Source organism: Halorussus rarus (assembly GCF_003369835.1).
Classification (GTDB): domain Archaea; phylum Halobacteriota; class Halobacteria; order Halobacteriales; family Haladaptataceae; genus Halorussus; species Halorussus rarus.
Genome location: NZ_QPMJ01000001.1, coordinates 1,041,456 through 1,067,783, shown reverse-complemented (window position 1 = coordinate 1,067,783; position 26,328 = coordinate 1,041,456). Strand labels below are relative to the sequence as shown.

At 56.5% G+C, this 26,328-nt stretch carries 13 protein-coding genes and 1 pseudogene; 9 read left to right on the top strand and 5 right to left on the bottom strand.

The genetic code is table 11. The features are described from left to right. Positions 1-307: 307 nt before the first annotated feature. Positions 308-922 carry a DNA-directed RNA polymerase subunit epsilon gene (locus tag DVR07_RS05300; RefSeq protein ID WP_115795709.1) on the bottom strand — a complete coding sequence of 205 codons (615 nt, stop codon included), beginning with the start codon at positions 920-922 and terminating at the stop codon, positions 308-310. Positions 923-1,078: 156 nt separating this feature from the next. Here DVR07_RS05300 and DVR07_RS05295 point away from each other — a divergent pair, with 156 nt between their 5' ends. Further along, a complete protein-coding gene (locus DVR07_RS05295) occupies positions 1,079-1,963 on the top strand; it encodes an endonuclease NucS domain-containing protein (RefSeq protein ID WP_115795708.1) in 885 nt (294 codons plus the stop codon). Positions 1,964-1,976: 13 nt separating this feature from the next. Here DVR07_RS05295 and DVR07_RS22585 read toward each other — a convergent pair. Together DVR07_RS22585 and DVR07_RS05285 are read right to left on the bottom strand one after the other, a co-directional pair. Then, a pseudogene (locus DVR07_RS22585) lies at positions 1,977-2,267 on the bottom strand (Zn-binding domain-containing protein); the annotation flags it as partial. Between the two features lie 138 nt (positions 2,268-2,405). Next, positions 2,406-4,106: an ATP-dependent nuclease gene (locus tag DVR07_RS05285; RefSeq protein ID WP_115795707.1), complete on the bottom strand. Its 1,701-nt coding sequence runs from the start codon at positions 4,104-4,106 to the stop codon at positions 2,406-2,408. Positions 4,107-4,685: 579 nt separating this feature from the next. Here DVR07_RS05285 and DVR07_RS05280 point away from each other — a divergent pair. Both DVR07_RS05280 and DVR07_RS22310 read left to right on the top strand, forming a co-directional pair. Continuing rightward, positions 4,686-7,319 (top strand): AAA family ATPase, encoded by a 2,634-nt coding sequence (locus DVR07_RS05280; protein ID WP_115795706.1) that lies wholly within the window; start codon positions 4,686-4,688, stop codon positions 7,317-7,319. Positions 7,320-7,325: 6 nt separating this feature from the next. After that, positions 7,326-8,720, top strand: coding sequence for a hypothetical protein (locus DVR07_RS22310; protein WP_115795705.1), 1,395 nt, complete (start codon positions 7,326-7,328; stop codon positions 8,718-8,720). A gap of 24 nt (positions 8,721-8,744) precedes the next feature. Here DVR07_RS22310 and DVR07_RS05270 read toward each other — a convergent pair whose 3' ends face one another. Both DVR07_RS05270 and DVR07_RS05265 read right to left on the bottom strand, forming a co-directional pair. Next, positions 8,745-10,154 carry a PD-(D/E)XK nuclease family protein gene (locus DVR07_RS05270; RefSeq protein ID WP_205254481.1) on the bottom strand — a complete coding sequence of 470 codons (1,410 nt, stop codon included), beginning with the start codon at positions 10,152-10,154 and terminating at the stop codon, positions 8,745-8,747. 146 nt (positions 10,155-10,300) lie between these two features. Continuing rightward, positions 10,301-11,980, bottom strand: coding sequence for an AAA family ATPase (locus DVR07_RS05265; protein WP_115795704.1), 1,680 nt, complete (start codon positions 11,978-11,980; stop codon positions 10,301-10,303). 258 nt (positions 11,981-12,238) lie between these two features. Here DVR07_RS05265 and DVR07_RS05260 point away from each other — a divergent pair, with 258 nt between their 5' ends. The 6 genes from DVR07_RS05260 (at position 12,239) to DVR07_RS05230 (ending at position 26,313) form a co-directional block, all read left to right on the top strand. Beyond that, entirely contained in the window at positions 12,239-14,908 is a 2,670-nt protein-coding gene (locus DVR07_RS05260; RefSeq protein WP_115795703.1) for a Piwi domain-containing protein, read from the top strand. Positions 14,909-14,971: 63 nt separating this feature from the next. Further along, the gene (locus tag DVR07_RS05255) at positions 14,972-17,089 is read left to right on the top strand and encodes a phospholipase D-like domain-containing protein (RefSeq protein WP_115795702.1); all 2,118 of its coding nucleotides are present in this window, start codon (positions 14,972-14,974) and stop codon (positions 17,087-17,089) included. Positions 17,090-17,094: 5 nt separating this feature from the next. Then, complete coding sequence (locus DVR07_RS05250; protein ID WP_165881729.1) at positions 17,095-19,155, top strand: DNA helicase UvrD; 2,061 nt, start codon at positions 17,095-17,097, stop codon at positions 19,153-19,155. Then, positions 19,152-20,054, top strand: a complete 903-nt coding sequence (locus tag DVR07_RS05245) for a RecB family exonuclease (RefSeq protein ID WP_115795700.1) — start codon at positions 19,152-19,154, stop codon at positions 20,052-20,054. Before DVR07_RS05250 ends, DVR07_RS05245 begins: the two co-directional genes overlap by 4 nt. Further along, positions 20,051-23,503 (top strand): ATP-dependent helicase, encoded by a 3,453-nt coding sequence (locus tag DVR07_RS05240; RefSeq protein ID WP_115795699.1) that lies wholly within the window; start codon positions 20,051-20,053, stop codon positions 23,501-23,503. Before DVR07_RS05245 ends, DVR07_RS05240 begins: the two co-directional genes overlap by 4 nt. Positions 23,504-24,120: 617 nt before the next feature. Further along, entirely contained in the window at positions 24,121-26,313 is a 2,193-nt protein-coding gene (locus tag DVR07_RS05230) for an Eco57I restriction-modification methylase domain-containing protein (RefSeq protein WP_115795697.1), read from the top strand. Positions 26,314-26,328: the final 15 nt, after the last annotated feature.

Sequence of the window (26,328 nt, the reverse complement as noted above, 5' to 3'; positions counted from 1 at the left end):
CAGAGTCCTCGTGAACTGGCCACTTCGGAATAGGTGTTACAAAGGGGCCAAACTGGGTACCCTGCTTAACGAAGGGCTGGCGAACTTCGCGCGATAATTGGCAGCAGGCCGTCGCTCCGCCTTATGGCGGAACCGACGACCGACGACCCTCATCTCGCATATTGTCGCAGGGAATACTTAAAAGAAAATTATTCCCGAATATTCTGGACCCACATATAATAACCATTGAGCATTTACCGGCAGAAATAGGGGAGTACCGTTGTCCGATGAGGCTTCTTTGGCGAATTCGGCGGGCACGAAGCCGCAGTCATAGTGGGAAGTGATCGTGTTTTTTGAGTTCGCGTTTGACGAGTTGTGAAACGCTATAGAGATCGGATTTCGAAACCTCTTGTTCCTCCAGCAGAGTTTGGAAATCGTCTTGTTCCAGCATCCGCGGCGGGAGTCGGTCGGCATCGAGGTCCGGCAATGCCTCATCAGGAATCCGATTAAACCGGTCCCACTCGACGACGACTTTGATCGTGGCGAGGGCAACTTTTGACAGGCGTTTCTGCCGACCGAATCGATCAAGATTCATCGTCGCCATCGCGGTGACTGCCGCTTGTTGCTGATGGGCGGGGATATCGAGCGCAGAGCAGAAAGCCTCGGTCACACGAACCTTATCGCGGATTGCCTCACGGGTACTGTGATTGCCGTCAGAACGATGCCGGCCTTCATTGTGCCGAATGAGTTTCTCTACCTCTCCGCCAGCACTACCAATGCCGACGCGAGTCTCACCAAACGGATCATACCCCGAGGAATACGCATCCGGGGAATGGTCACGCTCCTGTTGACGGGAGGGCTGGAGCTCCGGGGTTTCATCGACTTGCGAACTATCTGCCTCCTCTGACTCAGTTTGATCCCCGGCGGTGAATTTCTCACTCACGGCAATATTCCAACTACAACTAAAATAGCTACCAGCTACAGTATAACGTTTACCCGGACTAATTTATTGCCAAATTGCTCACAGTCATACTGGAATATTCCTACTACCGATGTCTGGACATTCAAATTTAAATGAGTTCTACAAGTTCGTCGTGCTATGGTAAATCAAGATATCAATTGGTGGAGGATGACCGCTGGCCATGGTGGGTCGTTAGCTATCGATTGGCTTGAACAGGACATTGTCACGGTCGGGTGGGCACGCTCAGTTGGTGATTTCCGGGATCAAAGCGCAGAGAAGATCGTAGATAAAAGCAAGGATGCGGGCGCTGGCCGCCAAGTAGCCCGTTTTCTGGGTAAGACAAAACGCGGAGATGGAATGCGCAAAGGCGACACAGTGATCGTCTATGCACCGAATCCGAAAGGACTGGTAGTGGGCGTTGGTGAGGTCGGTGAGCCGGAATACGTTAGGCACCCCAACCTGCCATTCGATGACCATCGATACCACCGTACCGTCAGATGGTATGACTGGGGCACTCCAGTATCTAAGGACGAACTGCCCTCTGACTGCCCTCAAGTCTATACGCCAGCTACATTAGCTAACTTTGGTGGTTCCCGGGAGGATCTCAAAGCGGCGGTGAATCGAGCACCAGAGATTCCGACCGAGGAAATTGAATCGACGATCTCGCTAGGATCATCGGAGGACGATATGCATGTTTGGGCGATGAGGAATCTTCAGAAAATAGATAGTGGCCTCACGGTTACAGAGCATGAATCTCCGATTCCTGTTGGTGATATCGATGTCCTCGCTGAAGATTCGGATGGCTGGGTAGTTGTGGAGCTGAAAAAGGGCGAGGCAGACGATAGTGCAGTTGGTCAGATCAAGGGATATATGAATGATTTGAAGCGTGAGACTCAGGATGAGGAGGAGGTACGAGGTATCCTGATCGCGGAGGACTTCTCTACACGGGTGAAGCGTGCAGTAGCGGATGATAATGTAGATCTATACCGATTGAAGCTCAATCCTAGTTTGGAATCGACGTAATCCGGATCTTGTTTTAGGAGTAGAAGACGACGGGGCGGCGGTCGCTGCCGTGTTCGTCGTCGGGGAGGTGTTCGGCGAGCCCGTCGCGGTCTTCCGCGCCGAGGAGTTGGTTGAGGACGTCGATGGCGGAGGCGCGGAGGAGGGGTTTGTTATCGTTGCCGCAGTTTTCGTCGAAGGTGCAGGCGGGGCAGCCGTTGGGTTGGCCGCAGTGGCAGTCGCGGAGTTGGTCGCGGGCGCGTTCGGCGAGGGCTTCGAAGTTCTCGTAGATGGCACGGGCGGAGCCGAGGCCGCAGGTGTCGCCGTCCGGAAACTCTTTAGTTGGCGTGAGGACTGAGAATCGTACCCCCGTTACCGTGTTCGGTATAAGATGGTCGAGTCGCTCAATCGGGAAACAATCGAAGAGTTAGCTACTAAAAGTTAACAGAAACTATTCGAAGAATGACTATGACAACTGTTCAGCGACGCGATCTAAGAAATCGTGAAGTTCCTCGATTTCTTCGCCTTCCCTGTACATCGCTTCGACGATTTCTGTGCCCCGTTTCTTGTCATATTGCCTGCCAGCGTCAGGAGCAGTGATATTGCCGCACGCGTCACACTGTCGATCCTCTACGGATGCTCCCTCCTCCCCAATATGTGTCTCTGCAATCTCTGAATGGAGTTTCTCGGGGATGTCCTCGTAGCTTCCAACGAAATCTGGACCTACGTCGAGACCGAGCGTTTGGTTGATTCCAGTCGGCGAAAAGTAGTTCTCGATCTCCCGTTTTTCCAGGATATGAACGAATGCTCGAAGTTCTCTACAGTCGTCCTGAATCTGTTGTACGGTATCTGAAGGACGGGTATCTTCGGACCGGCGGTCGCTGTCCAGCAAGAAGCAGAAGTTGTGATTGATCCCTTGCAAGTCTTCCGGGTTGCAGCTCTGGATGTTGCCTGTCCCCCCGAGGTGCTGAATTGTGATGTTCTTCCGCTCCCAGTCTTCTACGTACTCTCGTGCCACGGTTCTGAGAATACTCGCGTCACTGGGGCCCTCAGTGTAGATGACGAAGTCGCTTTGGAGGATGTCACTGTTTCGAGCGCCAAGTTCCTCTACTGCGGAGAGATAGTCTTCGTTGATCATCCGAATCGATGTTTTTCCGCCTTCTCGTTGCACAAGATGGAGGTCTCCATGACCTCGACGATCGATGAAGATAGGTGAGTGTGTGGATAGCATTATTTGTCCCCCGGACTGGGCAATCTGTTTAAGCGAGCCCAGCATCTCTCGTTTCGCTTCTGGGTGGAGCCAAACTCCGGGCTCTTCGAAGAGTAGGAAATACCCCTCGTCAACGTGCCGTTCTCGGTAAGCCTCAACCAGTGAAAGAACGAACATGCTCCCCACTCCCGAGCCTCGTTCTCCAACCGGGACTGACGTTTCGGTCGAGTGATCCTTGACCGTAATCGAGGGAGTGAACGCTTTTCCCAAGTCAATTGCCCCAGGATCAACTTCCACTTCACTGATCGAGTCCAGTCGGCTCACCAGTCGGTCTTCGATTAGACCGGAGAGAACCCCCATCTCGTCTTGAAGTTCCTCCTCCAGTGATTCGCGCTTTGCGCTGAGCGACTCGCTATCGTTGAGGAGGGGACTCAGCAGGCGGTCGATCCAGGTGTCTGACTTGAACTTTGTCTGCTCGGAGATATTCCGCTCCGCGGGAATGTAGATAGGTTCGGGAAGGTATGACCAGATTCGCTCACGTGACGGAACCTTATTGAGTTCTTCGCCATCCTTTACGATTGTCCCGGAACCTAGCGTTTCCTGCTCGTCTTCTCCCAATAGTGTCGTTCGGGATGGAGCCCGCTCCCCATTCTCGCTGTACTTTCGGACGATTTTCAGAGTCCCGTCCGACGTGTCGACAGAATCAGTGAGCTGCTCTGAGAGTTCATCTGGCACTCCTTCGAAGCGGCCAGAGAAGACGATCTCCTCCGCTTCGCGCATGTGGAAGTGACTGGGCTCGGGCTTCCCCTTCTCCTTGAGGAAGATCCTAACCGCTTCCAGAAACGACGATTTGCCTGCGTCGTTTTTTCCGATCAGTACTGAGAGTTCTTCAATCGATTCGAAGCCGTCCTCTTCTATCGGTTTGAATGTCTCGACTTGAAATTTAGTTAAATTCATGGGGCGGTTATTATTACGTCATCATTCACTCAGCCAGGCTTCCAAAATGTTCCGGTAGTTATCGGTGCCCGGATTGTTGAGCATCTTTTTGTGTCGCCCACACATAACATCAATAATATCTTATCTGAGATGCGCCACCTCCAGCAAATCCACTACGTCCTGGTAAATACGCCAATTACGTCCTCTTCGTGCTCTATGCCCAAGGTTACCGAGATCACGAAGAGGCCCCCTCTACATTGAAGCATACAGGGCCGCGGCATGGTTCATTGACGAACATGTTACGTGCGATGTAAGTGACGACGTCGAAGCGACCATCACGACATCTACGCTCAAGGCGTTATACAACGTCGTTGCAGAGCACCGCGGCCGCCGAACCCCAGACCTGGAATACGCAGCAGAGGTGGTGATCATAGACTGGCATCTTGGAATTCTGCCGGTAACTCAGATGGTGAACTTGCGAACGACTGGGCCCGTTGGACGATACTTACCCCACCCACGAGAGTCCCTGTGGCCAGAATGACTCCTCGTCGTATTTTCGTTGGGGTACGTTTAAGCGAGTAGATGAGACAGTGTTGATGAATGAGTGAATCGTCTTCTGAGATTGTGTTTGATGGAATCGATAATGTTGTTGATCGGTTTGTTGAGGTGTGGGATGCTGGTGGGTATGAGGAAGGTGCGGCGTCGCCTGTTGGGTGGGAGACGTGGAAATGGGATTATCAGCGGCATTTGGAAGCAGAATTCTTAGCGGACACGGAGGTGACGGAGTTATCGCCGAGTGATGTTCCGGTGCTGCTTGAAGTTCTTGATGAGCAGGTGAGTATCGACACGAAAATCCCGGCGTATATGTTAGGTGGTGGGCAGAATGGCGGTGTAGCGTGGCATGAGTTCAAAGAGGTTTCTGAAGCGGACGTTGAAGCAACTGCGGATACGCTTTCGTTTTTCTTTGATCCGACTGAAGATCTCGTTGAGCGGTTAGACCGGTTTCGGGAGTTCTACGCGGATGTGGAAGCTGGGAGTGCGCCTGGTTCGCTGCTTGGACTCGGTGGGTGTCTTCTGATGTTTGTCCATCCAGATCAGTATGTTCACTACAAGTGGACGCAGATGCGGGATTTCTTCGGTGAGTTCGCGGACTATAAGGTGAATCAAGGGTTCAATGCGCGTCAGTATCAGGAATTAAACGAGGCGTGTGCGCAACTGTTAACGCGGCTTGAAGGGCGGGTGGAGGACCCGTCGATGCTGCACGTCCAAACGATGATTTGGAGTTGGAGCGATCTTCTCGCTCCTGACGCAGTCGAACCCGATGCATTACCTGACGTCGCGGACGACATCGATTTTTATTGGGTGAATCAAACACACGACGAAGAATTAGATGGGGAGTATCTTCGATCAACGGATACGAAGTGGCAACGCGATCTCACAGTTTTGGATCCGGGGGATGTCGTTTTCCACTACGCGAATCAGGAGATCCGTGCGTGTTCAGTCGTTGAGGCGGAAGCGTATCAGGATGAATTCGACGGTGAACAACACTTCTTCGTCAATCTGTCGACAGACCGATTAAGTGATCCAGTGCCGCTAAACGAGATTCGGGACGGGCTGCTTGATCCGGAGGTCCGGCAGGAGAAAACCAGGTACCCATTGAATGACGCTGGGAAGGTGTTGCAGGCGTATCTTTGCCACCTCACACCGGAAGCTGGTGCATTTCTTTTGGACGCAGCAGGAATAGAACCGCCGGAGCCGGAAGGGGAAACGCAGTACTTCTGGGTGAATGCTGAGGCAACTGACTGGCATCAAGAGGGCGGTGAGTCGTTTTATCAGGTGACAAATTCAGCTGGTGAAACGCGACGGAATCTGGAGGCGTATCAGGAGGCGATGCCAGGGGATCAGGTATTAATATATCAGATTGCGCCGGTGAAGGAGATTGTCGGGCGAGCGCATGTTGTGCGTGGATTTCACGAGGAGGCTTCTACGTCCGGTAATTCTGAACCCGTGCAAGGCATCACGCTCCAATGGGAGGAGTCAGTAGATGGAGCAAGTTGGCGGGATGTGAAGTCAGACGCGGAGTTAGATGGAAGCCGACTCGTTGAATCTGACAACAGCTTCGTCATCACGCAACTCACAGAGGGTGAGTACGAGCGGATTCTGGAGTTATGCGAAATGACGCGGTTTGATGACTTTGCTTCGGAGCTTACGGTCCCGGACTCGGAGATTGCGGTTGAGCAGGAGCACTTGCATTTCCCGGAGGAGGAATGGGAGCGAATTCGGTCACGGGTGGAGCAAGCGTTAGCAAACGGGAATCATGTTTTGTTGTTTGGCCCACCGGGAACTGGGAAGACAAAGCTGGCACGTCAGGTGTGTGAGGAGACAGTCGGGGAAGATAAATACGAGCTCGTGACAGCGTCGGCTGATTGGTCGACGTTCGACACGGTCGGCGGGTATCAAACGACCACGCAGAACACGCTTGAATTCGAGCCGGGTGTTGTGTTGGACCGGTTCCAAGCAGATGGCGACGGGACTCCAGCGAATGAGTGGTTGGTCATTGACGAACTCAACCGGGCAGATATCGACAAGGCATTCGGGTCGTTGTTCTCGGCGTTGACGGGAGAGAGCGTCACGTTACCGTTCGATGACGCTGACGGGGATCCGATTGAAATCCTCGACGCGTCCCGTGGCCACGAGGAGATCGGGCAGAACCGGTTTTTCATCCCTGAGGACTGGCGGATGCTGGCGACGATGAACACGCTCGACAAGACGTCGCTGTACGAGATGAGTTACGCGTTTATGCGGCGTTGGGCGTTCGTCCCTGTTGGAATTCCTGATTTGCCTGCCCGTGAGGATGGTGATGATTCTGCACTCGAATCACTTGTCGCGGACTATGTCGCAGTCTGGGCGGCAAACGGTGGCGTGCCGGATGCAGACCAGCACTACGAGACGGTCGGGCGTATTTGGCGAGCGGTTAATGAGCAGCGAGCTATCGGGCCAGCCATCGTTGAAGACATTTATGAACACGTTGCAGCTGCTTCCTCAACGGGGACCGCGGATTATGTTTCGCCGATAATTATGTACGTGTTTCCGCAGTTGGAGGGGCTGCGGCGAAACGAGTTAGAGCAGCTGATCGGGGCGCTTGACGAGATTGTTGACGACGAGACGGGTGAGTTGTGGACAGTTGCACGTGATTTCTTCCAGATTGACCTGCAGCCGGGTGGGGGAGAGTAACTGAAGATGGCGAAGACGACTGAAGAGGCGTTGTTGGGAGAGATTGCCGATGATTTTCAGACGTATCTTCGGAAAGGCGTTCGATTCGATCGAGTCATCGGGTCGGCGCATGCGGATCTTGATATCGACGACATCGAAACGCTGCTTCGGATTCACTTCGTCTTGACCGATGCTGAAGACGACAGCTCGGAAGTCGGTGTCCTGGATTTTATGCGGCAGTTGGAGGATCGGATTCGGCAGATGAAGACGACAACCGCTCCGGAGTCGTTCCAGTACCGTGGTGAGATCCGCGGACAGATTGACTGGCAGGGAACGGTGAAGACACGGGCACGCGCTGGTCGGCTGGATGAGCCGCTGTTTGTGTGTACGCAGCCTGAAGAGCACTATAACATCGACGAGAATCTCGTGCTGAAACGGTTACTGACGATTATTCACGAGATCGTTACGGATGACCTTGCGTACGCGCTGGACAACCCGGAGGGGTATGACTGGCTGAACGAATGGGTGATGCCGCACACAGGTGGGAGTGGTCGGGGTGTAGAGTCAGCAGCGGAGATGCTTGACCGGATTTACGAGCAGAACATCTACCTGCAGCGGATCAACGTCGCTGATACCGATATCACAGACAGGACCATCGAGTCAGTCAAGCGCTCGCGCTCGCAGTTCTATCAGGATGCAGCGGTCTTGCTGGATCGGTATCGGCAGTTGATGAACCACGAGTTGGACAGTACCGAGGCGCGCGATATATTGAATCACACACTCATTGCGCCAGCGAACACGGACACACTGTTCGAACTGTACTGGGTGTTCCGCGTACTTGATTCGTACGAGGGCGTGGAGTATCGGGTGTTGACTGACAGTCGAGATAGTCCGTCGACGATTGCTACGTGGGACCAGGACGGGTCACGGTTCGTCTTGTCTCACGATGCGACCGGTCAAGGGCTTTCATTCAGCGAATCAATTGGCTCTGAAGATATCGAGCCTGACGGGTACTTGTACCGTATGAACGAGGTGCTCTCCCGGTGGCAAACGATTTCTGAGGATCTGCTTGGGCGTGGCGGCAGTGATTCACTGTGGGGCGGCCGTCCTGATATCGTTTTAGAGAGATACCGAGAGACAGAGCCTGGCGGGATGGAACTTGAACAAGTGTTCCTTGGTGAAGTGAAGTACACGCAGAATACCGACTACGTCGCAACCGGGCTCCGGGAACTACTGGAGTACATGGCGTTTGTCAAACAGTCGGCGACTGATGAGTACGTTGAATCCGCAGAAGACCTACTGGAGTCAGTCGATGTCAAGGGGCTGCTGTTCGTCGACGAGTTAGCGCGCGAAACACCCGCTAACCGCGACGAAGACGTGAAAATCATTCAGTATCCGGAATCACCAGGAGCAGTATTGTAAGTCAGCACGACACGAGCTTCGAACTCAGTTTTGTTGGGGACTCATTGTGATCTTGGTGTCGTAGACCTCTGTGACGGCGTCAGTGTAGATGTCGTCGAGGAGAGCGATTAGTTTGGGGTTGTCAACAACGAGGTCAGTGAATCCTTCTTCGAGTGCCGCGATATAGGCCGCGAAAAAGTCATCATACTCGTCGGGAGCGATATCGTACTCTGCTGAGATCATATTGCGTTTGTTTCCGGTGAGGCTGGCAGTATCCGGCAGCGTGGCTTCGATAGCATCTGCTTGCGCATCGAAGTGGTCAGAAACAGCATCGATGAAGGATTGATCGTTGGCCCCCATGTTTCGGAAATACAGTGTGAGCGTGTTGTCTCGGAGTGCTTGCTCACGGTCGTTTTCGAGGCGGTGGTGGAACCCGATTCTGGCATCGTTCCGATTGTCGGGTCGCTCGTGGAGCACGTCAGAGAGGTCATCGGTGTGTCGCCACCAGCCGTGTTTGAAGATCATCCCCCAATCGGAACTCGTTGAGCGGAACCACCAGTCCCCGACAGCGTCGTTCGAGCACTCGAATAATACGTGGTAGTCGTTCTCCGAGCGGATCGATCCTTGATCGGCGGTGACGAGACGGTCAGAAAGGCGTGAGGGCCAGTTATGAGAGAACGTCTCCCACTGGTTCTCGAACGTGGCGGTTACGTCAGCAATGGCCTTGTAGTGGTCGAGATACAGTTCGATCTTTTCGTCAACGTTGTCAGTGGGGTCTGACATACCTGTGATGGATCGAATATCGTCAGCGAATTCGTGAAGCTGTACGACTGTTCGTTGTGGGTACCGGGGTGCGTTATCGACAATAAAGTCTGTCAGGACGGTTTCGACGAAGGCTGTCCACGTCCAGTTACTGAATTCTGGATCGTTCGCGTCTGGTCGGTCCCCTTGATGTAGATAGAGATAGTACGCGCCAGACTCGTAGTCGTCCTTCGGAACACCGTCGATGTGCGTAACGTCCTGTCGATAGAACTCCGTTTGCGTGTCCTCAGCAGAGAATTTGAGTTCGACCAGAAGGAACCATTCGTTCGGGACTTGAACTGCTAAGTCGACGAATCCTGACGACACTGTTTCTCCGTCGACCTGCTCAGTGAGCCGTACTTGATCATCGACGACAACATCGGAGAGATCGTGGACATCCTCCTCGAATCCACACGTGCTGGGTAGGCTATTGAGAAATACGCGGAGAAATTCCGCGTTCATCCGGTGGGGCTGCTCCGGATTGAGGAAGTATGCGAAGAGCCGGTTGATGTACACCTCGGCCTTCCGTTGCGTTCCTAACGAGTATTCGATCACGTCCATCAGCGAGCGAGGTGTCTCGGGAACCGCGGTAAGTTGCTCCCATCGGCGTGTGAAAGTCTTCAATTCCCGCCGCAAGTCGTCAGTCTCAGCCATACCATCATCTCCGGACAACTCAACGCGGAGGTATAGACGCTTTGCCGACAAACTGCGACGCTGGAACGAATACATCCCCTAAGAGAGCCGTGGGGGCACGACTCGCAATACGGAACAGGCCGCCGACAGAGACCGCAGGGGCTTTCTCAGCAGATCAGTAAGAACAACCAGAATGGGAGATAGCAGATACTGGTCTCGTCTTTCTCGATGACTAGGGATTCCTCCTCTCTAACTTCTTTTGGCAAGCTGTCGGTGATGACGAACCGGTAGGGTGCTTGGTAGTCGAATTCTTGGAGCTCTTCACTGTCGGATTCGGTGTGCTGGCCGGATTCGGGGGTGAATTCTTCGGCGATTGTTTCGGCGTTGCCAGTGTGTGGGTGGTAGGAGAGGATGAAGGGGAGGACGTGCCCGTTGCGGTGGAGGATGTAGTCAACGAGGCCGGATTCGGTTTCGGTGTATTCGACGTCGTATGCTCCGACGTTGAAGGCGAGGCGTTTGGCGTGGTCGAAGGCGACGGTGCGGGCGAGTTTGTATTCGAATTCGTGGTTGAGGGTGTCTTGTCGTTCGTACGCTTCGAAGCCGTGGTGTTCCTGGCGTTGGGAGAGGAGGACGAGGTGGCGTGGGTTGCGGAGGTACAAGCGGGTGCGGCGGTAGCGGCGCAGGGAGTAGTCGTGGGATTCGGTGACGGCGATGCCTTCGTCGAGCACGTCGAGGTAGTTGTCGACGGTTCGCCTGTCGACGCCGATTTGGTCGCTGAGATCGGTGTACTGGAGTTCTTCACCGGCGTTGGTTGCGGCGATGGAACTGAGTCGGTGGAGGTTTTCGGGTTGTTGGATGGATCGGTGCTTGGCGAGTTCTTTGTAGAGGAAGAGGAGGAAGTGGGATTTTGAGAGGTCGTTCCGGATTGACGGGTCGTCTGTTTGGTGGAGGGTGCCGCCTGTTCGGAGGTATGCGCGCGCAGCGTCGTGGAGGTTGTTTCGGTCGTCCTCGTCAAAAATGTCGAAACAGAGTTCTGAGAGCGTCTCAACAGCTGTGTCGAGACTAGTTTCCGAATTTGCTCCCGAAAGTCCGGTCCGAATTGTTTTGATCGGTGATGGGCCGTCTAAGTCAGGTGATTGGAATTGTTCGAGTTGGGTTCGGAATTCCTCAGTGAATGTGACGCCCAGGCCTTCGCCAGTTTGGACGGTGTCGATGAATTTCATTGGGAGGATGGGCCATGGGCCTTCGAATTCATCGACGGTGTCGGCGGTTTCGGCGGTGGAGAGGTTGACCTGCGCGCGGACGTTGCCGGTTAGGAATACGTACGTATTGTCGTCGATAAGGTCAAGTAGCTCTGCTTTGCGGTTCTCGTCGAGGTCAAGGGCTTGGACGTCGTCGAGGAGGATGAATTTTTGTCCTTGACGGGGTGCGACGTGGGTCTGGAAGTAGTCGATGACCTGGCTGAGGCGTTTGATATCGTCGCCTGGTCGTTCCAACTGATACAGAGAGTCTTCTAAAGGGAGGTAGAGGATTTGTCTGGGGGAGAGTGCGGAGGTGAGTTCGAGGTCTTGGTTTTGGTGTGGGAAGTCCGTTGTGTCGAGGAGAGCTGCGATGAGTTGGTGGAGAAGCGTGGTTTTCCCAATGCCAGTTTGTCCGTGAATCGCGTAGACGAGACTCTCGACATCGTCAGTGTAGTGGGTGTTTGTTCCCTTGAGGACGCGGTGGAAATCTGAGCGAGGGATGAGGTCTGTGGCCTGCGATAGTTCCGGGGAAGTGCCGTTACTCCACCACTGGTTGTGGTGTTCGGCGTCGTCGATGAATTCTTCTGCGGTCCCTGTCCCGAGCATAGGGCTGATTATTCTGCGCTAGTACAAATATTCACGCATCCTGATGTCCCTATTTTCAATTCTGTCATAAAATGTCTGTTCGCCGCGGGTTGTGAGGAAGGCCTCCGACATCGTCGTTGTCCAGTGCTGTCTCCGCAGCGTCTCCTGAACCATCAATGGAGGTGTTAAGCCGTTGTGTTCACGCTAAAATTTATTTTTCGTGTTTCAGATTCGCCTAGTGGCAATCTATTTATTCTGGGAGTTCGTTGGTCGGTGTAGATGGCAGTGAAGGATGACATCGAGGATGGGGAACAGGTCGATATCTCACTGCGCGTCACAGGGACTGACGAGTGGGACCACGACGCCATCGCTCGGAAAGTTCAGTTGGCGGATGTCGAAGGGACGCCAGTGGAACTGACCGTGTTCCACAATAACGAGATTGCGGATTTCGAGTGGGAGGTCGGGCGCTGGTACGTTCTGGAGAACGTAGTCGGGAACGAATACCGCGGTGAGATGCAACTCAACCCGGGGTATGATCTGATCGTCACGCCGCTTGACGAGCCACCTGCCGAAGCCGAGAGCAGCGGGGCAGAGAACACATCGGCTGCGCAGTCCTCCGAAAGTGACGCTGGCGAATCTTCAACGGAGGCAGATTCAAGCGATGAGTCGGAGTTCGTTCGGGGGAGTGAAGTGACGAGCGAGCCACGACCGACGGCAGATGGTGGCGGTGAACTGTTACACCAACAGCCGTTGTCGGACGGGAACTACCTGCTACAGTTCGAGCTCGGGGACCTGCCGGAACTAACCGTCCACGAATATGAACTCCGCGCAACCGGAAGCGGCGGGCTCGACCCGGATGACTTCACGAACGGGATCGAGGGGTTCACGGCGAAAGCAGCGAACTACTACCAGTCCCGGAGTAACAGCCCAGTTACGACAGCTGATGCGTCCCGGCGGCGTATCTACGCGACTGAGAAGCTCCACAGTACGATCTCGATCCACGGGTACACCATCGAACCCATCCACCAAGGAGAAACGACCCTGGAGGCGCGCTCGTACACGGACGACGGACCGCTCCAAGAGTTCGTCAAGCAGGACGTGAAGCGTGCTGTTGCTGGTCGCTTCGAGGTGTCGGGAATCGATTCGATCATCGAGCCTACCCCGCAGCGAACCGCAAACAGCGGCTTGTTCGAAGCATATCGGAAGTATAAGTGCCGGATTCGTGTTGATGCTGACGGGACCGTGATTTGTGGCGTGAACGTCGCGTACCACTTGGAATCGACGTTCTCCGCTGCCGAGTGGGTTGAGCGTGGACACGACATCGCCGAGGTGACCGTCGAGCACGACACTGACCTCTACGACAGTGCTCGCACGGCAACGGTCAAGGAGGTCATTGATATGGACTACGATGATGTGCTGGACGGGCCGGGAGTCCCGATGTCGGAGTACCACGAGAAGCACGTCGAGCAGGACGTCATCAACTCGATGCGGGCCGGTGACCCAATCATCGCTGATCTGCAGTACGGGAGCGGCGATGATTCGATCTTCCCGCAGCTCTTGGAGTACTGTAAGGTCATCCCGACGTTCGAGCAGTTGGGCCGTGTCGATGACACGTTCCTGGACGTCATCCACAACGAAAGCCGGATGAAACCCGAGGAACGGTTCAACGTCGTCACGTCGTTCGTGGATTTGCTCGGTCCGACGCCGTACTTCAGCTTCGACCCCGTCCCCCAACCCACGAACGCCGGGTACCGGGAGCACAAGACACCGAACACCCCGAACCTACGGTTCGGAGGTGGCAATACGGGGTACTACGGGGCTGGCGGGCTGGAGCGGAAGGAATACGGCGTGTACAAGGCTCCTGAGTCGTTCGACATCATCGCGCTGTACCCGGAAGATGAGGAGAGCGACGCACGGCCGTACGTGCTCACGCTGCTCAACAAGCTCGCGGACTACGATGCGGGTCCAACGGCGTTCGATCAGGAGACCTACGAACTCGGCTCGGAGTTCCACTACTCCCAACACGCGCAGAAAGCGAGTGACTACGATGCGGCGCTGATCGTCGTCCCAGATGCAGACGACGCGGCGGAAGCGGAGTACGACGATCCCTATCCGGAATTTAAACGCCGACTCGGACAACTCGGCGTGCCGAGTCAGATGATCTCCATCGACAACCTCGGTAACGACAACTACCGCGGGAACATCTGCTCGTCGCTTATCGGTAAAGCGGGCGGCGTGCCGTGGCGTATCGACGACGTTCCCGGGGGCGTTGACGCGTTCGTCGGTCTCGACGTGACGTACGACCACGCGACCAAGCAACACCTCGGCGCGGCCGCGAACGTCATCATGGCCGACGGAACCATCCTCGCGTCTGAGGCCGTCACGAAGCAGGCTGGCGAGACGTTCGACGAGGACGACGTAGCGAACGTCATCAAGCACGTCCTGGAAATCTTTGCCGAAGAGGAAGGCCGACCGCCGCGGCACGTGGTCATCCATCGTGACGGGAAGTTCTACCTCGACGTCGAGAGCCTCATCAACCGTCTCGACAAAGCCCGCGATCTCATCCAGCGGTTCGACCTCGTCGAGATCCGGAAATCCGGGAACCCCCGCATCGCCGAGTACGACGAATCGAAATCACGGTTCGATATCGCAGACAAAGGCATCGCATTCCACGTCCACAACGGCGACCACTCCTACCTGACCACGACCGGTGGGAAGGAGGGCAGTCCAGGCACGCCGCGACCGCTGCAGATCGTGAAACGCCACGGATCGACAGACCTCGATACGCTCGCGGAGCAGACCTACTGGCTGTCTGAAGCGCACGTCGGGTCGCTAAGCCGGTCCACCCGGCTTCCCATCACCACGTACTACGCCGACAAGTGCGCCGACTTCGCCATGAAGGGCTACCTCACCAAGGGCAGCGTCATCCGCGGTGTCCCGTACATCTGAACATGCGCCAGTACAGATTCACGCAACCACTCACGTACCCGCCAACACACCGGTAACCCTCGCATGACCAAGACAGAATTCGAAGCAACAGTCGAGTTCGATGACGGCAGCACCGCCGACCTGGAGATGGCTGCCGACAAATCATGGGACAGCTTCCTGAACTACTTCGGTGACGCCCAGCACGTCTACTGCGTCACGTACAGTCAGTCCCCGGCGTTCATCTACAAGATGTTTCAGAACCGGGACCTCTCAGTGGACTCGCTGGAGGTCATCGTCGGGGACAACCAGCACGACGACTACCGGCGGTCGCTGAAGAACACGAACAACGCGAAGAAAATCGCCGCGCAACTGGAATCACTGCGGCGAGACGGTGATCTCCTCATTCACACCGTCGATTCCGCGCGCGTTCTCCTCCACACGAAGATCTACATTGTCGAGAACCAGGACGGATCTCGCACACTCATCTGTGGGTCGGCGAACCTCTCCAAGCAGGCCTGGCAGGGGAGCAAACAAACCAACGTCAACATGGCCTGGCGTACCGACGGGGACACGCCCGTCGACGAGTGGTTTGAACGACTCTACGCGTTCCACAAGGACTACGCGACGCCGTTCATGGAGGATCTCACGGAGGAGATCGAAGACGCTGAAACGGCAGAAGAAGAGGCGAAAATCTACGATATCTGGCTGGGCGGGGACGAGTTCAGTGATGACCCGGTCGCCGAGCTGAACGCCCGGCTCGACGAAGCAGTTGACGACGACCAAGTCAACACGTACAATGTCGTCACTGACGCCGAAGAAGCAGAGAAGGCGGTGTTCGCCGCCGAAGATACGGATACCGACCCAACAGAGATTAGTCCGGACAAGCGTGTGCGCCTCTCTCCGCAGGGTCTCGAAGACGCTATCTCGAATCTGGACGACACGCTGTCCGCCAATAACATCCGTATCAACGACGGTGAAATCGTAGCGACACCCGCCGGTATCGCACGGTACAAAGAGACCTTCACCGGGTATCCTGACCTCAACGTCGACAAGGAAGAGAAGACGGTCGGGCTACGGGTTGACGACTCCGTCCTCGAATTATCGGCACCACTCCCGGATGACCCGCAGGAAGTCGCTGACGCGCTCGACCTGATCGAGCAGTACGTCGAAACGGTCGGAGAGTTCGGGGAAACGAGAACGACGAAGGAGACGCGTGCGCACTTCTACGAGGGTGTTATCTACTTCTGCTGGGCTCCGTTCGCTAACTACTGCGCCCATCACTACGCTGAATACGAATCTGCGGAGCTGGACAAGGATCTGCCGTTCCTGTTCCTACACGGCGACAACGACAGCGGGAAGGGCATGTTCCTGCGGTTCGGGGCGCGGCTCATCTCGAACGGGTACGTGCAGGAGGTCACGACCGGCGACGACTTCGTCAAAGACAACATCGAGCGTGCTCGTGCGTCGGACACTGTTTTCCCGTACATCGTTGACGACGTGGCGAAGTCGAAGATCGACCGGGACATCATCAAGTCGTATTGGGAGGGGAAGTGGGACGGCTCCATCCAGATGCCGACGTTCATCTTCTCCTCGAACGACTCGACGAAGCCTAAATCCGAACTCCGAACGCGGATGAAGACGCTGGATTTCAACGTCAACTTCTCCGAACTGGAGAAGGACGAACGGGAATCGGCCGCACAAATCGCGGGGAAAGCGGACAGCTGTAACCTGTTCCCGTGGTTCGCTCACTTGATCTTGCAGCGGGATATCTCGCTTCCAGACCAGTCGGACCGACTCGCGGATGCTCGGGACGTGTTCGCGGAGCTGTACGCGTATGCCGAGAAGGAACGACCAGAGTACGTGCCGCTGGAGAAACCCGCCGAGCAGGAACACGACCCGGGACGTCGGAAGTGGATCAGCGCGCTATCCGACGGGCTATGTGAACTCGATTTCAAGGACGACGGACGTGTCATCGCTGATTTCTCAGCGCATCTGGATCAGCAGCAGTGCTGGGAGTTCCAGAAGGCTACGCCAGCCCATATCCGGGCCAATATTTACGGGCCGGCAGTCCAGTTTGAAAGCGCAAAGAGGTTCAAGGATTGGATAGATGAGCTCAGTATCATCGAAGATGCACGACACGACACTGAAACAGCTGCTGACACCGGCGTTCTGTCTCGGGTCACGCGGCTCGTCCGAGGGTAACCGCCATGTCTGACCACTCATCTCACCGGCGATTCGACGGGACGTTAGTCACGGCACCGTTCGGGGGCGAAAACGTCGAACGGACAGCGCGGGACGAATACCGGATGCTTCTCGACGAGCACGATTCTGAGGATGTGCTCGTCATCACGGGTGCGCCGACGAGTACGGACACGTTCCGGGAGACGTTAGGTGCGGAACTGCCGAGTGCGGCGACGCCGTACGTGACGTCGCTCGTCGTGCACGCGACCGATGTCCTCAATCAGGCTGATGACCGCGTCATTCTCTCCGACGCGCTACGGCGAGAACTCCTCCATCGATTCCTCGCAGACTACGAGTGGGAAACGGAGTACCTCCAACGGGCGTCTGAACAGCCGTCGTTTATCGAGGACGTGGACGCTGTGATGGGCACGATCTCCTGGCAGACGGTCACGCCTGACGAAACCCCGGAACTCCGTGACATCACGGCCGCGCTTGACGCGTTCCACGAGTGGCTGGCCGAGCACGGTCACATGGAACGCGGGCAACTCATCTCGGAAGCGCTTGATGTCCTCACCGGGGATGCCCGCGGCGACGTCGTTGATTTCGACGCGGTGCTCGCGGTCGAGTTTGAGGAGTTCTTCCCGCTCGACCGCGCGTATCTCGACGCTCTCGTAGGGGACTGTGAACTCGTCTGTATCGCCGAAGAGAACGCGAGTGTGCGCCGGACGTGGGTCGAGACAGGGCCAGTCACGGACTACGTCTCGTTCAGCGAGTCTCGCCGCGGGACATCGAGAACGCCCTCGACGCGACCAGCTGCCACAGCAGCGTATTTCGCCGACGAGACGGCCCCGGCAGACCCGGAAACGGGGTCGGTGTCCGTCCTCGCTACAGACTCCAGTGACGAACAACTCGCCGAGATTGCCAACGAGATCGAAGACCTCGTCGCACAGTTGGACTGTAATTACGACGACATCGCTGTCGCCACGAAGCAAAGCGGGAGTACCGTTACGGATACCATCGAAGCGCTCGAACGCGCCGGGATTCCAACTGAATCGACGACCGTCACTGGGTTCGGTGACGACCCTGCAATTCGGGAACTCCTTGCTGCCGTTCGACATCTTGCTGCCGACTACGAGGATGAGGGAACCGGTCACGGCCCGGAACTCGATACGGAGCGCTTAGACCACGTCCGCGATATGGACAGCCTCGAAGATGGGGTCCGCTGGTGGGCGACAGACGCGGGGTTGAAAGAGCGGATCGCGGAGCGAGCGGCCCCGTTGAATGCGCGGGCGCAGTTCGGGAACGTCCGACGGGCGTTCCGCATGGCCGAGTTTCTTGAGGAGACCGCGTTCGTGGAAGCGACGTGGGAGTCGTTCAAGGAGATGCTCGAACGCGCTCACGAGTACGCACCGCAGCAGAACCAGACGAGCGCGACGGACCTCGACGGCGGCGTCCGCGTCGATCACTTGCAAGCGATCAAGAACGAGTCCTTCCGCGCGGTCTTTCTCGTAAATCTCGTCGACAGTGAGTACCCAGGCGACCCGTTCCTGACACGGTTGTTCCCGAGCGAGCGAGTCGCGTCAATGCCGGACTACCCTGGTGTAACGGAACTCGATGGAGCAGATGTAGATGCGACGTTCCCGACGACGTCGACAGCGTCAGGACGACCGTTCGCCCACTACCACACGGAGCATGCACGGCGACGGTTGGCTGTCGGTGCTGGCGCGGCGACAGAGCGGCTCTACTGTTGTCTCTACGAGTACGAAGACACGGCCCTTGAAGAGCGTACGCAAGCGTCGCGGTTCCTCACAGCGGCGTATGCGGAGCTTCCGTGGGTGACCGAGGCCGATGAGCCACACATTACGAGTGAGAAAGCGGCGGAGCAGTTCCTGCTGTCGCGGGTTGATGACGCGTTAGCGGAGGTGCGCCGCGCGAACAGTCAGGACGTGACGGTATCGCTTGACGGGGTCGAAGCGGAACTCGGTGAGATTCAGGACCTGCTCGAACAAAGCGGCTCCCGAGGAGACGAGCTCCGAGAAGCGTTGCGTGCACGTGTCGAATTCGCTAACGGGGAGGTGCGGCGATGAGTTCGTCGCTCTCCCCGTCGCGGTTAGCGAATTACGCGACGTGTCCGCGGTTGTACGACTACCGCTACGCGCAAGACGTGAACGCGCCGGACCGTACAGAACTGTATCTCAACCAAGGAACGATCTACCACGAGACTATCGAGGACGTGTGTGATGCGACTGACCGCGATGACGACCCGGAGACGATACACAACCGGGCGATGCAGGTCTTCGATGCGAAGTGGGACGAACACAGTACCCCGGATGACTACGAATCTGCTGCGCATCAGGAGTACCAGCGAGCTGAGAACCGCGCTGCTATCGCGTCGTTCTTCGATCCGGACGGCGGTGACGGGATCGAGCATGCTCGCTACTCGGTCGCCACGGAATGTTGGGTGGACTGCGAAGTGAATGGTCGAGAACTCCACGGGAAAGCTGACAACGTCGTCCGGACTGATGACGGGCTGCATATTTTCGACTACAAGCGGAACACGGACGGGGTTCTTTCGTCGGGGACGGCCGAGTACCTTGGCGACCATTTCGACGGAGAGGCCCACGAACCGAAGCGGGTCCGGAACGCGTTCCAGACGGCGACATACGTCGAAGGCGTGAAGAACGAACCGTTCTACGAGGACGGGATGGAGGTTCGGTTCAGTTTTTACGGGATCCTCAACAGCACGTCGTTCGAGAGCACCCCGAGCGGATACGACGTGTCCGCGCGTGGCTGGCCTCGGGAAACTACGGAAATCTACGAGAACCACTACGACACGATTTGGGCGCTCATCCGGGAGGCCCACGATGGTATCACGGGTGAGACGTACAAGCCGGAACCGCTCGACCTTATTACTGAGGAGGCGTGCCCGGACTGCGACTACCGAGAGATGTGTACTGACCGACTGTCCACGGAGGTGCAACGATGAGCGACGAGTCCGAGTACCCGTCTTGGTTCCCGGTGCCGGAAGAAGACGTGTCCCCAGAGCCTCAACAGCGGACAATCATCAACTCCGATGCGTACCCGATGCGTGTGCTCGCAGGAGCAGGAACGGGAAAGACGTTCACGATGGTGCGGAAGATCGAGCACCTCATCGACGAGGAAGACGTCTCGCCGGACCGGATTCTCGCGTTGACGTTCACGAACAACGCGGCGGACTCGATGCGGGAGAAGCTTAACGCGAAACTCGGGACAGCGGGGTACGACATCGACGCGTACACGTACCACTCGATCTGTAACGAGATCCTCACTGACTACGCCTACGAAGCCGGGATCGCCCCGGACTTCGAGGTCGCCACGGACGCCGAGAAGTACGCTATCGTGCTGGATGTTCTGGACGACATCGAGTACCGGTCGGTCAAACCCAACGTGTACGGCAGCGACGGGTACGCGTCCGGAGCTGCATCGAAGCTGCTCAGCTTTATCGGGTCGATGAAGCGCAGCGGCATCTCGCCAGACGACATCGACGCGTTCCTCGGGCCCGCCGACCGCGTCTACGATCTCGCCGACCTGCCGGAACGCATCGAAACGATTGCCAGCGATAATCTCGGCGGCCGGTCCGTGTCGAGCGTGCTGGACTCACTCCCCGATGTGCGCGATGAGCTCGCCGCGGAACGCGATGCATTGGGAACGGAGGGGATCGAAGCCAGTGCTCGGGATTTCCTCGACCGGCTGGTCGATCTGTGTGATGCGCTTGAAACCGCGTTCGAGGCCCACCAGAATGGCGAGCGTGATCTGCCAGACAACGCGTACAAACTCCCGAAGTACCTGTTTGGAGGGTACGCAAGCGGTGCTCCGAAAGGGATCCCGGACGATTTGGATCTTGAACTCACGGACCACCTCGACTCGTTCGTTTCCGACTGTCTTGCTGCCCGAGATCTCACCGCAGGGTACGTTGCGTACGAGCGAGAACTGGACGAGCGCAATCTCATTGACTTCGACGGCCTGGTAGTCAAGACGGCTGCGCTGATGGACTCGCCGGTTGGTGAGGAAATCGCCGATCGGTGGGACTACGTGTTCTGTGACGAGTTCCAGGACACCGACCGGCTTCAGTTCGATCTCGTAACGTCGCTGGTCACCGACGAGAACCTGTTTGTTGTTGGTGACGACGATCAGGCGATCTACGAGTGGCGTGGCGCGAACGTCGCCAACATCACTGACGAACTCGACCGCGCGTTCGCCACACTCGAAGATGAACCGTTAGAAGAAAACTTTCGGTCCCGACAGCCGATCCTCAACCTGGCGAACGAAGCGATTCAGAAGCTCGATCACCGCGAACGACACAAGACACTGAAACGCGTCGACGAACCTGCGTATGACGGCGACACCGTCGCAACCGTCGAACTGCCGGACGAGGACGATGCGGATGGTGCGACCCAGCTTCGCACCGTCGTCCAGAATCTGGTGAGCGGCGCAGCAGAAAACCTCGACGAGGCGTACGACCCAGGCGACATCGCGTTACTCGTTCGGAAGCACGCCCACGCGACGCCTGTCATCGACGAGTTCGAAGATGCTGGCATCCCGTACCAGGTTGCTGGCGATCTGGCCACGGAATCAGTCGGCGTCGGAACCGTCACTGCCTACCTGAAGGCGCTCGCACGCCCCGAAGACGAGGTAAGTTGGAATCGCATCCTCCTAATGCGGTACCGTCTGTGCGACGCCGACCTCCGCACGCTCAACGCGGGCGACGACCCGCTCGTGGATGCGCTTCAGGAGACGCCGCTCGACGAGTTTGAGGAGCCTGACCGCGTCGCAGAAGCCCGCGAGCACGTCACGGAACTACTCGATATCCGTGATTCGGCGTCGCTCAGCCACCTGTACCGCGAGCTCACGGACCGCACGAACATCGAGTGGTATCTCAGCGAGCAAGAGCGCCGGGATCTCGCCCAACTGGAGGACGTCATCGAACAGTACGGAGACAGTGCTGTCCAACCACCGCTCACGCCGGAGTTCATCGACTCGCTCGAACACTACGACTCCCTGTTCGACGAGAGTGGCACCACACCCACAAGTCAGCCGGACGTCGCCGACGACGCCGTTAACGTGATGACCATCCACAAAAGCAAGGGCCTGGACTTCCCGGTCGTCCTCATCCCACAAGTCACGGCTGATGAATGGGCCCCGAGCTCACGTACGTACGACGCGCTCGAAACCAGCCTCTCGGATGGCGCGGAAGCAGCGTTCGCGCAGGACTTCGTCGAGCGTGATGCCCGTGAGACACGCCGCGTGTTCCACGTCGGAATCACGCGTGCCGAGGACATCCTCGTCCTGCAGGGTGGCCGCGAGGAAGGCGACGATGCTGCGGACGAGGATTCGGTTTCGGAAGTGGTCGGCGAGATTCTCCCACCTCGAATCCCATGGCAGCCAGAGCGAGGGCATCTTCCGCTCTGGACTGATGTTCAAGAGTGTCTCCCGGACGACGCAGTAGACTGGACGAACACGCTGGCCAGCGAGACTGTCGGAAATATCGGCGGGACCGTCAGGCACGGTGGGGAGGAGCTCGCCGTTGAGATTGCACGTGACCGCGTGCTAAACCTTGCAACGGCCACCCTCGACGGGAATCTCTCACCAGTAACTGAGCGGGAGGCCCTCCAAGTTACGTCGCTGACTGGCCCGTCGACACCGTCGCCCTCGCTCTCTCACAGCTACACGTCACTGGCGGCCTACGAGGACTGCCCGCGGAGTCACTACTTGGAGTACGTGATCAACGCGTTCCCCGATTACCAAGAGACCACAAGCGACGCCGGTGGTGGCGTGTCGCAACGTACAATCGGGTTGTTGTTCCACGACACCGCCGAGCAAGCTGCGAATCAAGATGTGAAACGCCGTGAAGAGTGGTACGAGATCTGCGAGCGACTCGCCAGCCAGCGCCGCTCTGAGGACGCGCTCCCGGCGGCAAAACAATGCATCGACCGGTACTTCGAGTTAGATCTCCACAGTTACGAGATCATCGACGCGGAGCGAGAATTCGAACTCGATATCGATGGGCACGAACTCGTCGGCTACATTGACGCCATCTACCGGACGCCTGACGACGAACTGGTCGTCATCGACTACAAGGCGACCGAACGCCACCGCGACCTACAGGACGACAAACAACTCCCAATCTACCTGTTAGCGTGCCGCGACCTGTACGATAGACCTGTAGCACGTGCGGGATACGCCTATGTCGGAGACATCGGTCCAAAAGTTGAATCCCGAACATTCAGCGATAGTGACCTGGAAGCAGTCAGAGATGACGTGACGACGTCGATGAACCGCATTGCTGAGTTCTCGTTCAGTCGGTACACTGCGGGCGAGCACTGTCAATGGTGTCAACACAACCAACTGCCCTGCGCACCAGACTCGTTTACCGTTGGCCCAGGGTTCGAGGAGTAAATATTGACACCACGCGAAGTCTCTCGACGCACGTTGTAACCACGTTCGGGGGATGTGTGACAAGAAGCCGCCTGCGAGGGATTCGATTTGGCATGATCGATCCGTACTCGGAAGTCGGCCGCTGGGGGCACGGGGAAGAGGAAATCAATCTCGTTGGGTTGGCACCGAATGACGATTGGGTACTCCGACACCAATCTATGGGAAATTCTTTGACTGGCCGGCTAACTATCTCAGGAGCGGTTCTCGGCTTGCCTCTGTCGTGTCTTTGGAAAGCCTTCGCGCTATACTGGGATTACAAAAAATTCATTGATGAACTCCCTTCCATATCGGCCTGCGCGCGCGGTGGTTCACCATTGATTCGCCGCTGACTCTTGGCAATCGGGGTACTCAATTGCCCTTATTGGCGATATGGTCGTGCTGTCAGTTGGGTGTCCACGCTGTGAGTCCGAATTTGGCTTCTAACGGCCTGTAGCGTTAGAATCTCGGACTCAGGGGGCGAGGGTTTATAACTGCCAGATTCATGATGGCAGGCTACCCCGATGTTAGATGAAACGAACCTTCGACGCTGCCGTACAGACACTCCAGTAGATCTGGAATTGGCCCTGAGTAAGGCGGAAATGGCAGATATATCACCGATAACTCCTGCTGCGCCTGATCATCAGTGGGTAGATAAGGATCACGGGATACCCGAGTTCAGCCGGTCAGTTGACACCGACCGCCTCGCCGAGATCATCACAACGGTAGCTGATCGACTCGCACCAGCCTTCGCTGAGATCCCAGACTCACTCCACGGGCGAGTCGATACATGGTGTCTGTCTCATGGGTTGAATGATGCGACTACCAGTGCTAGGAGACGCCTCGTCGCCCGCCAGGCCGTCTTGACCCGGTTGCTAAAGGCCACCGTGTATGAGTGGCATCATCGACGTGGTGAGTTGCCGGAGTTCCCTGCCGATACTTGGGAGATAATTCAAAGTGTTGCAGAGGTTGGGGCGAATCCAGGTTTCGGAGAGTGCGTGTTGGATTATTTCCTTCTCCATGTCGATGAATCGGAGATGGAGGTCATCGACGAGAATCGAGATCGGTTGCTTGCGTCCACGCAACCCGCGGAAGACATCGGACGACTCTACGAGGCAGTAACTCCGAAGGAATGCCGACAGGTGCTCAGCCAGTTCAGGACACCACCTGACATTGGTCAGTTAATGCAGTCATGGGCAGGGGAAAGCGATGATACCGTCATGGATCCTGGGATGGGAGCCGGCGTCCTGTCTAGTCCATTTCACCCGGACTGGCGTCTGAGTACCGATCCAGCGCGCATTAACGGGATCGACCGGAGCCAACTCGCACTCCTCATGGGAAGCACTGCGCTGACCTTGTCCGGGCAACCGCATGAGTTGAATGAAACTGATTTTCTCAATCTCCGACCTGCGGATCTACAACAGGATGTTGATGCAATCGTCTGTAACCCGCCGTACACGAAGGGGGATGCACTCCAGGACTGGTACAAAGAACGGACTAACACGCAACTGGAGGAGGCTACAGGGATCGAAATAAGCGCTCGATCACCCCTCCATGCCTACTTTATTTACCATTCACGTGCCTTCCTGTCGCCAGGTGATCGTGCAGCCTTCATCACCCCGCAAAGCTTCCTCAGCAATCGATACGGGGAGTCGCTAAAGCAGTTCCTCCTCGACAACTACACAATCAAAGCGTTCGTACAATTCAACCCGGAGAGCTACTGTGTCTTCGACAATGCCGACACGACTGCTCTGCTCACGTTCTTAGAAGCGAAACCCGAGGGTGAGACAGCTGGCGAGACGCACTTCATTCGTGTCGACGAGAAAGTCGAGTCGAAGATGATCCGTGAGGCAGTCGAAAACGGTGAGCCGGGTTCAACTGACTGGGGCTTCATCAATCGTGTTCCACAGACGGACCTTCGCCCCAAGAAGAACTGGCAGGTACTGTTCGACCCCGTCGAGATCGACACGAGCCACCTCCCACAACTTGGGAAGTTCCTCACCATCCACCGTGGTCCAACCACAGGCGAAGTCAATCTCTTCTGCTTGTCAAAACAGGAGGTTGAGGAGAACGACCTTGACGAACGCCACCTGTCACGGATCGTCCGTAAGCCGAGTCAGATAGACGGATACGACTACCAAGAGTTCAACTGGCAAGAAGCACGCGCGAACGGGAAAGACGTCTGGCTTCTGGATCCTGATCAAATACCCCGAGTCCCGAATACGATCGCGGACTTCAAACACCAGTTCTCGAAGGGGGCAAATAGAGAAGCGCCCGAGCGATCCGATATCGAGAACGGGTACTCGGCCGTGCGAGAGTACCTTCGAGACGGTGTAATTGAATATGGGCTTAATGACACGAGCACGTTCTCGAACCGTCCGTACTGGTACCGTCCTCGACGAAAAGATCCAACTCGCGTCCTCGTTCAAAATGCGAGCCGAGATCAGTTCAGGTTCATCTTGAACGAAACAGATGTGCGGAATACAAACGCTTGCTACGGCTTCTACGACATCACGCTTTCAGAGACCGAACTGAAAGCGTTACTAGCGTACCTCAATAGCGACATCTTCGACGAGGTTGTTCGTAAGTACAAGCAAACGCGGGATGGCGGCCTCGATAAAATCGAACCGAACCAATTGGAACAGGTTCCAGTGATTAATCCACCAGAGATGAGGGATGAGACCGTGAATACGCTGGCTGAGTTGTTCGACGAATTGCGGCAAACAGCACGAAATAACAGCAACTGCAACCCGGTACTAGACCGTATCCATGTAATCCTCCAGCAAGAACTCTGACTTGACCAAGACCTG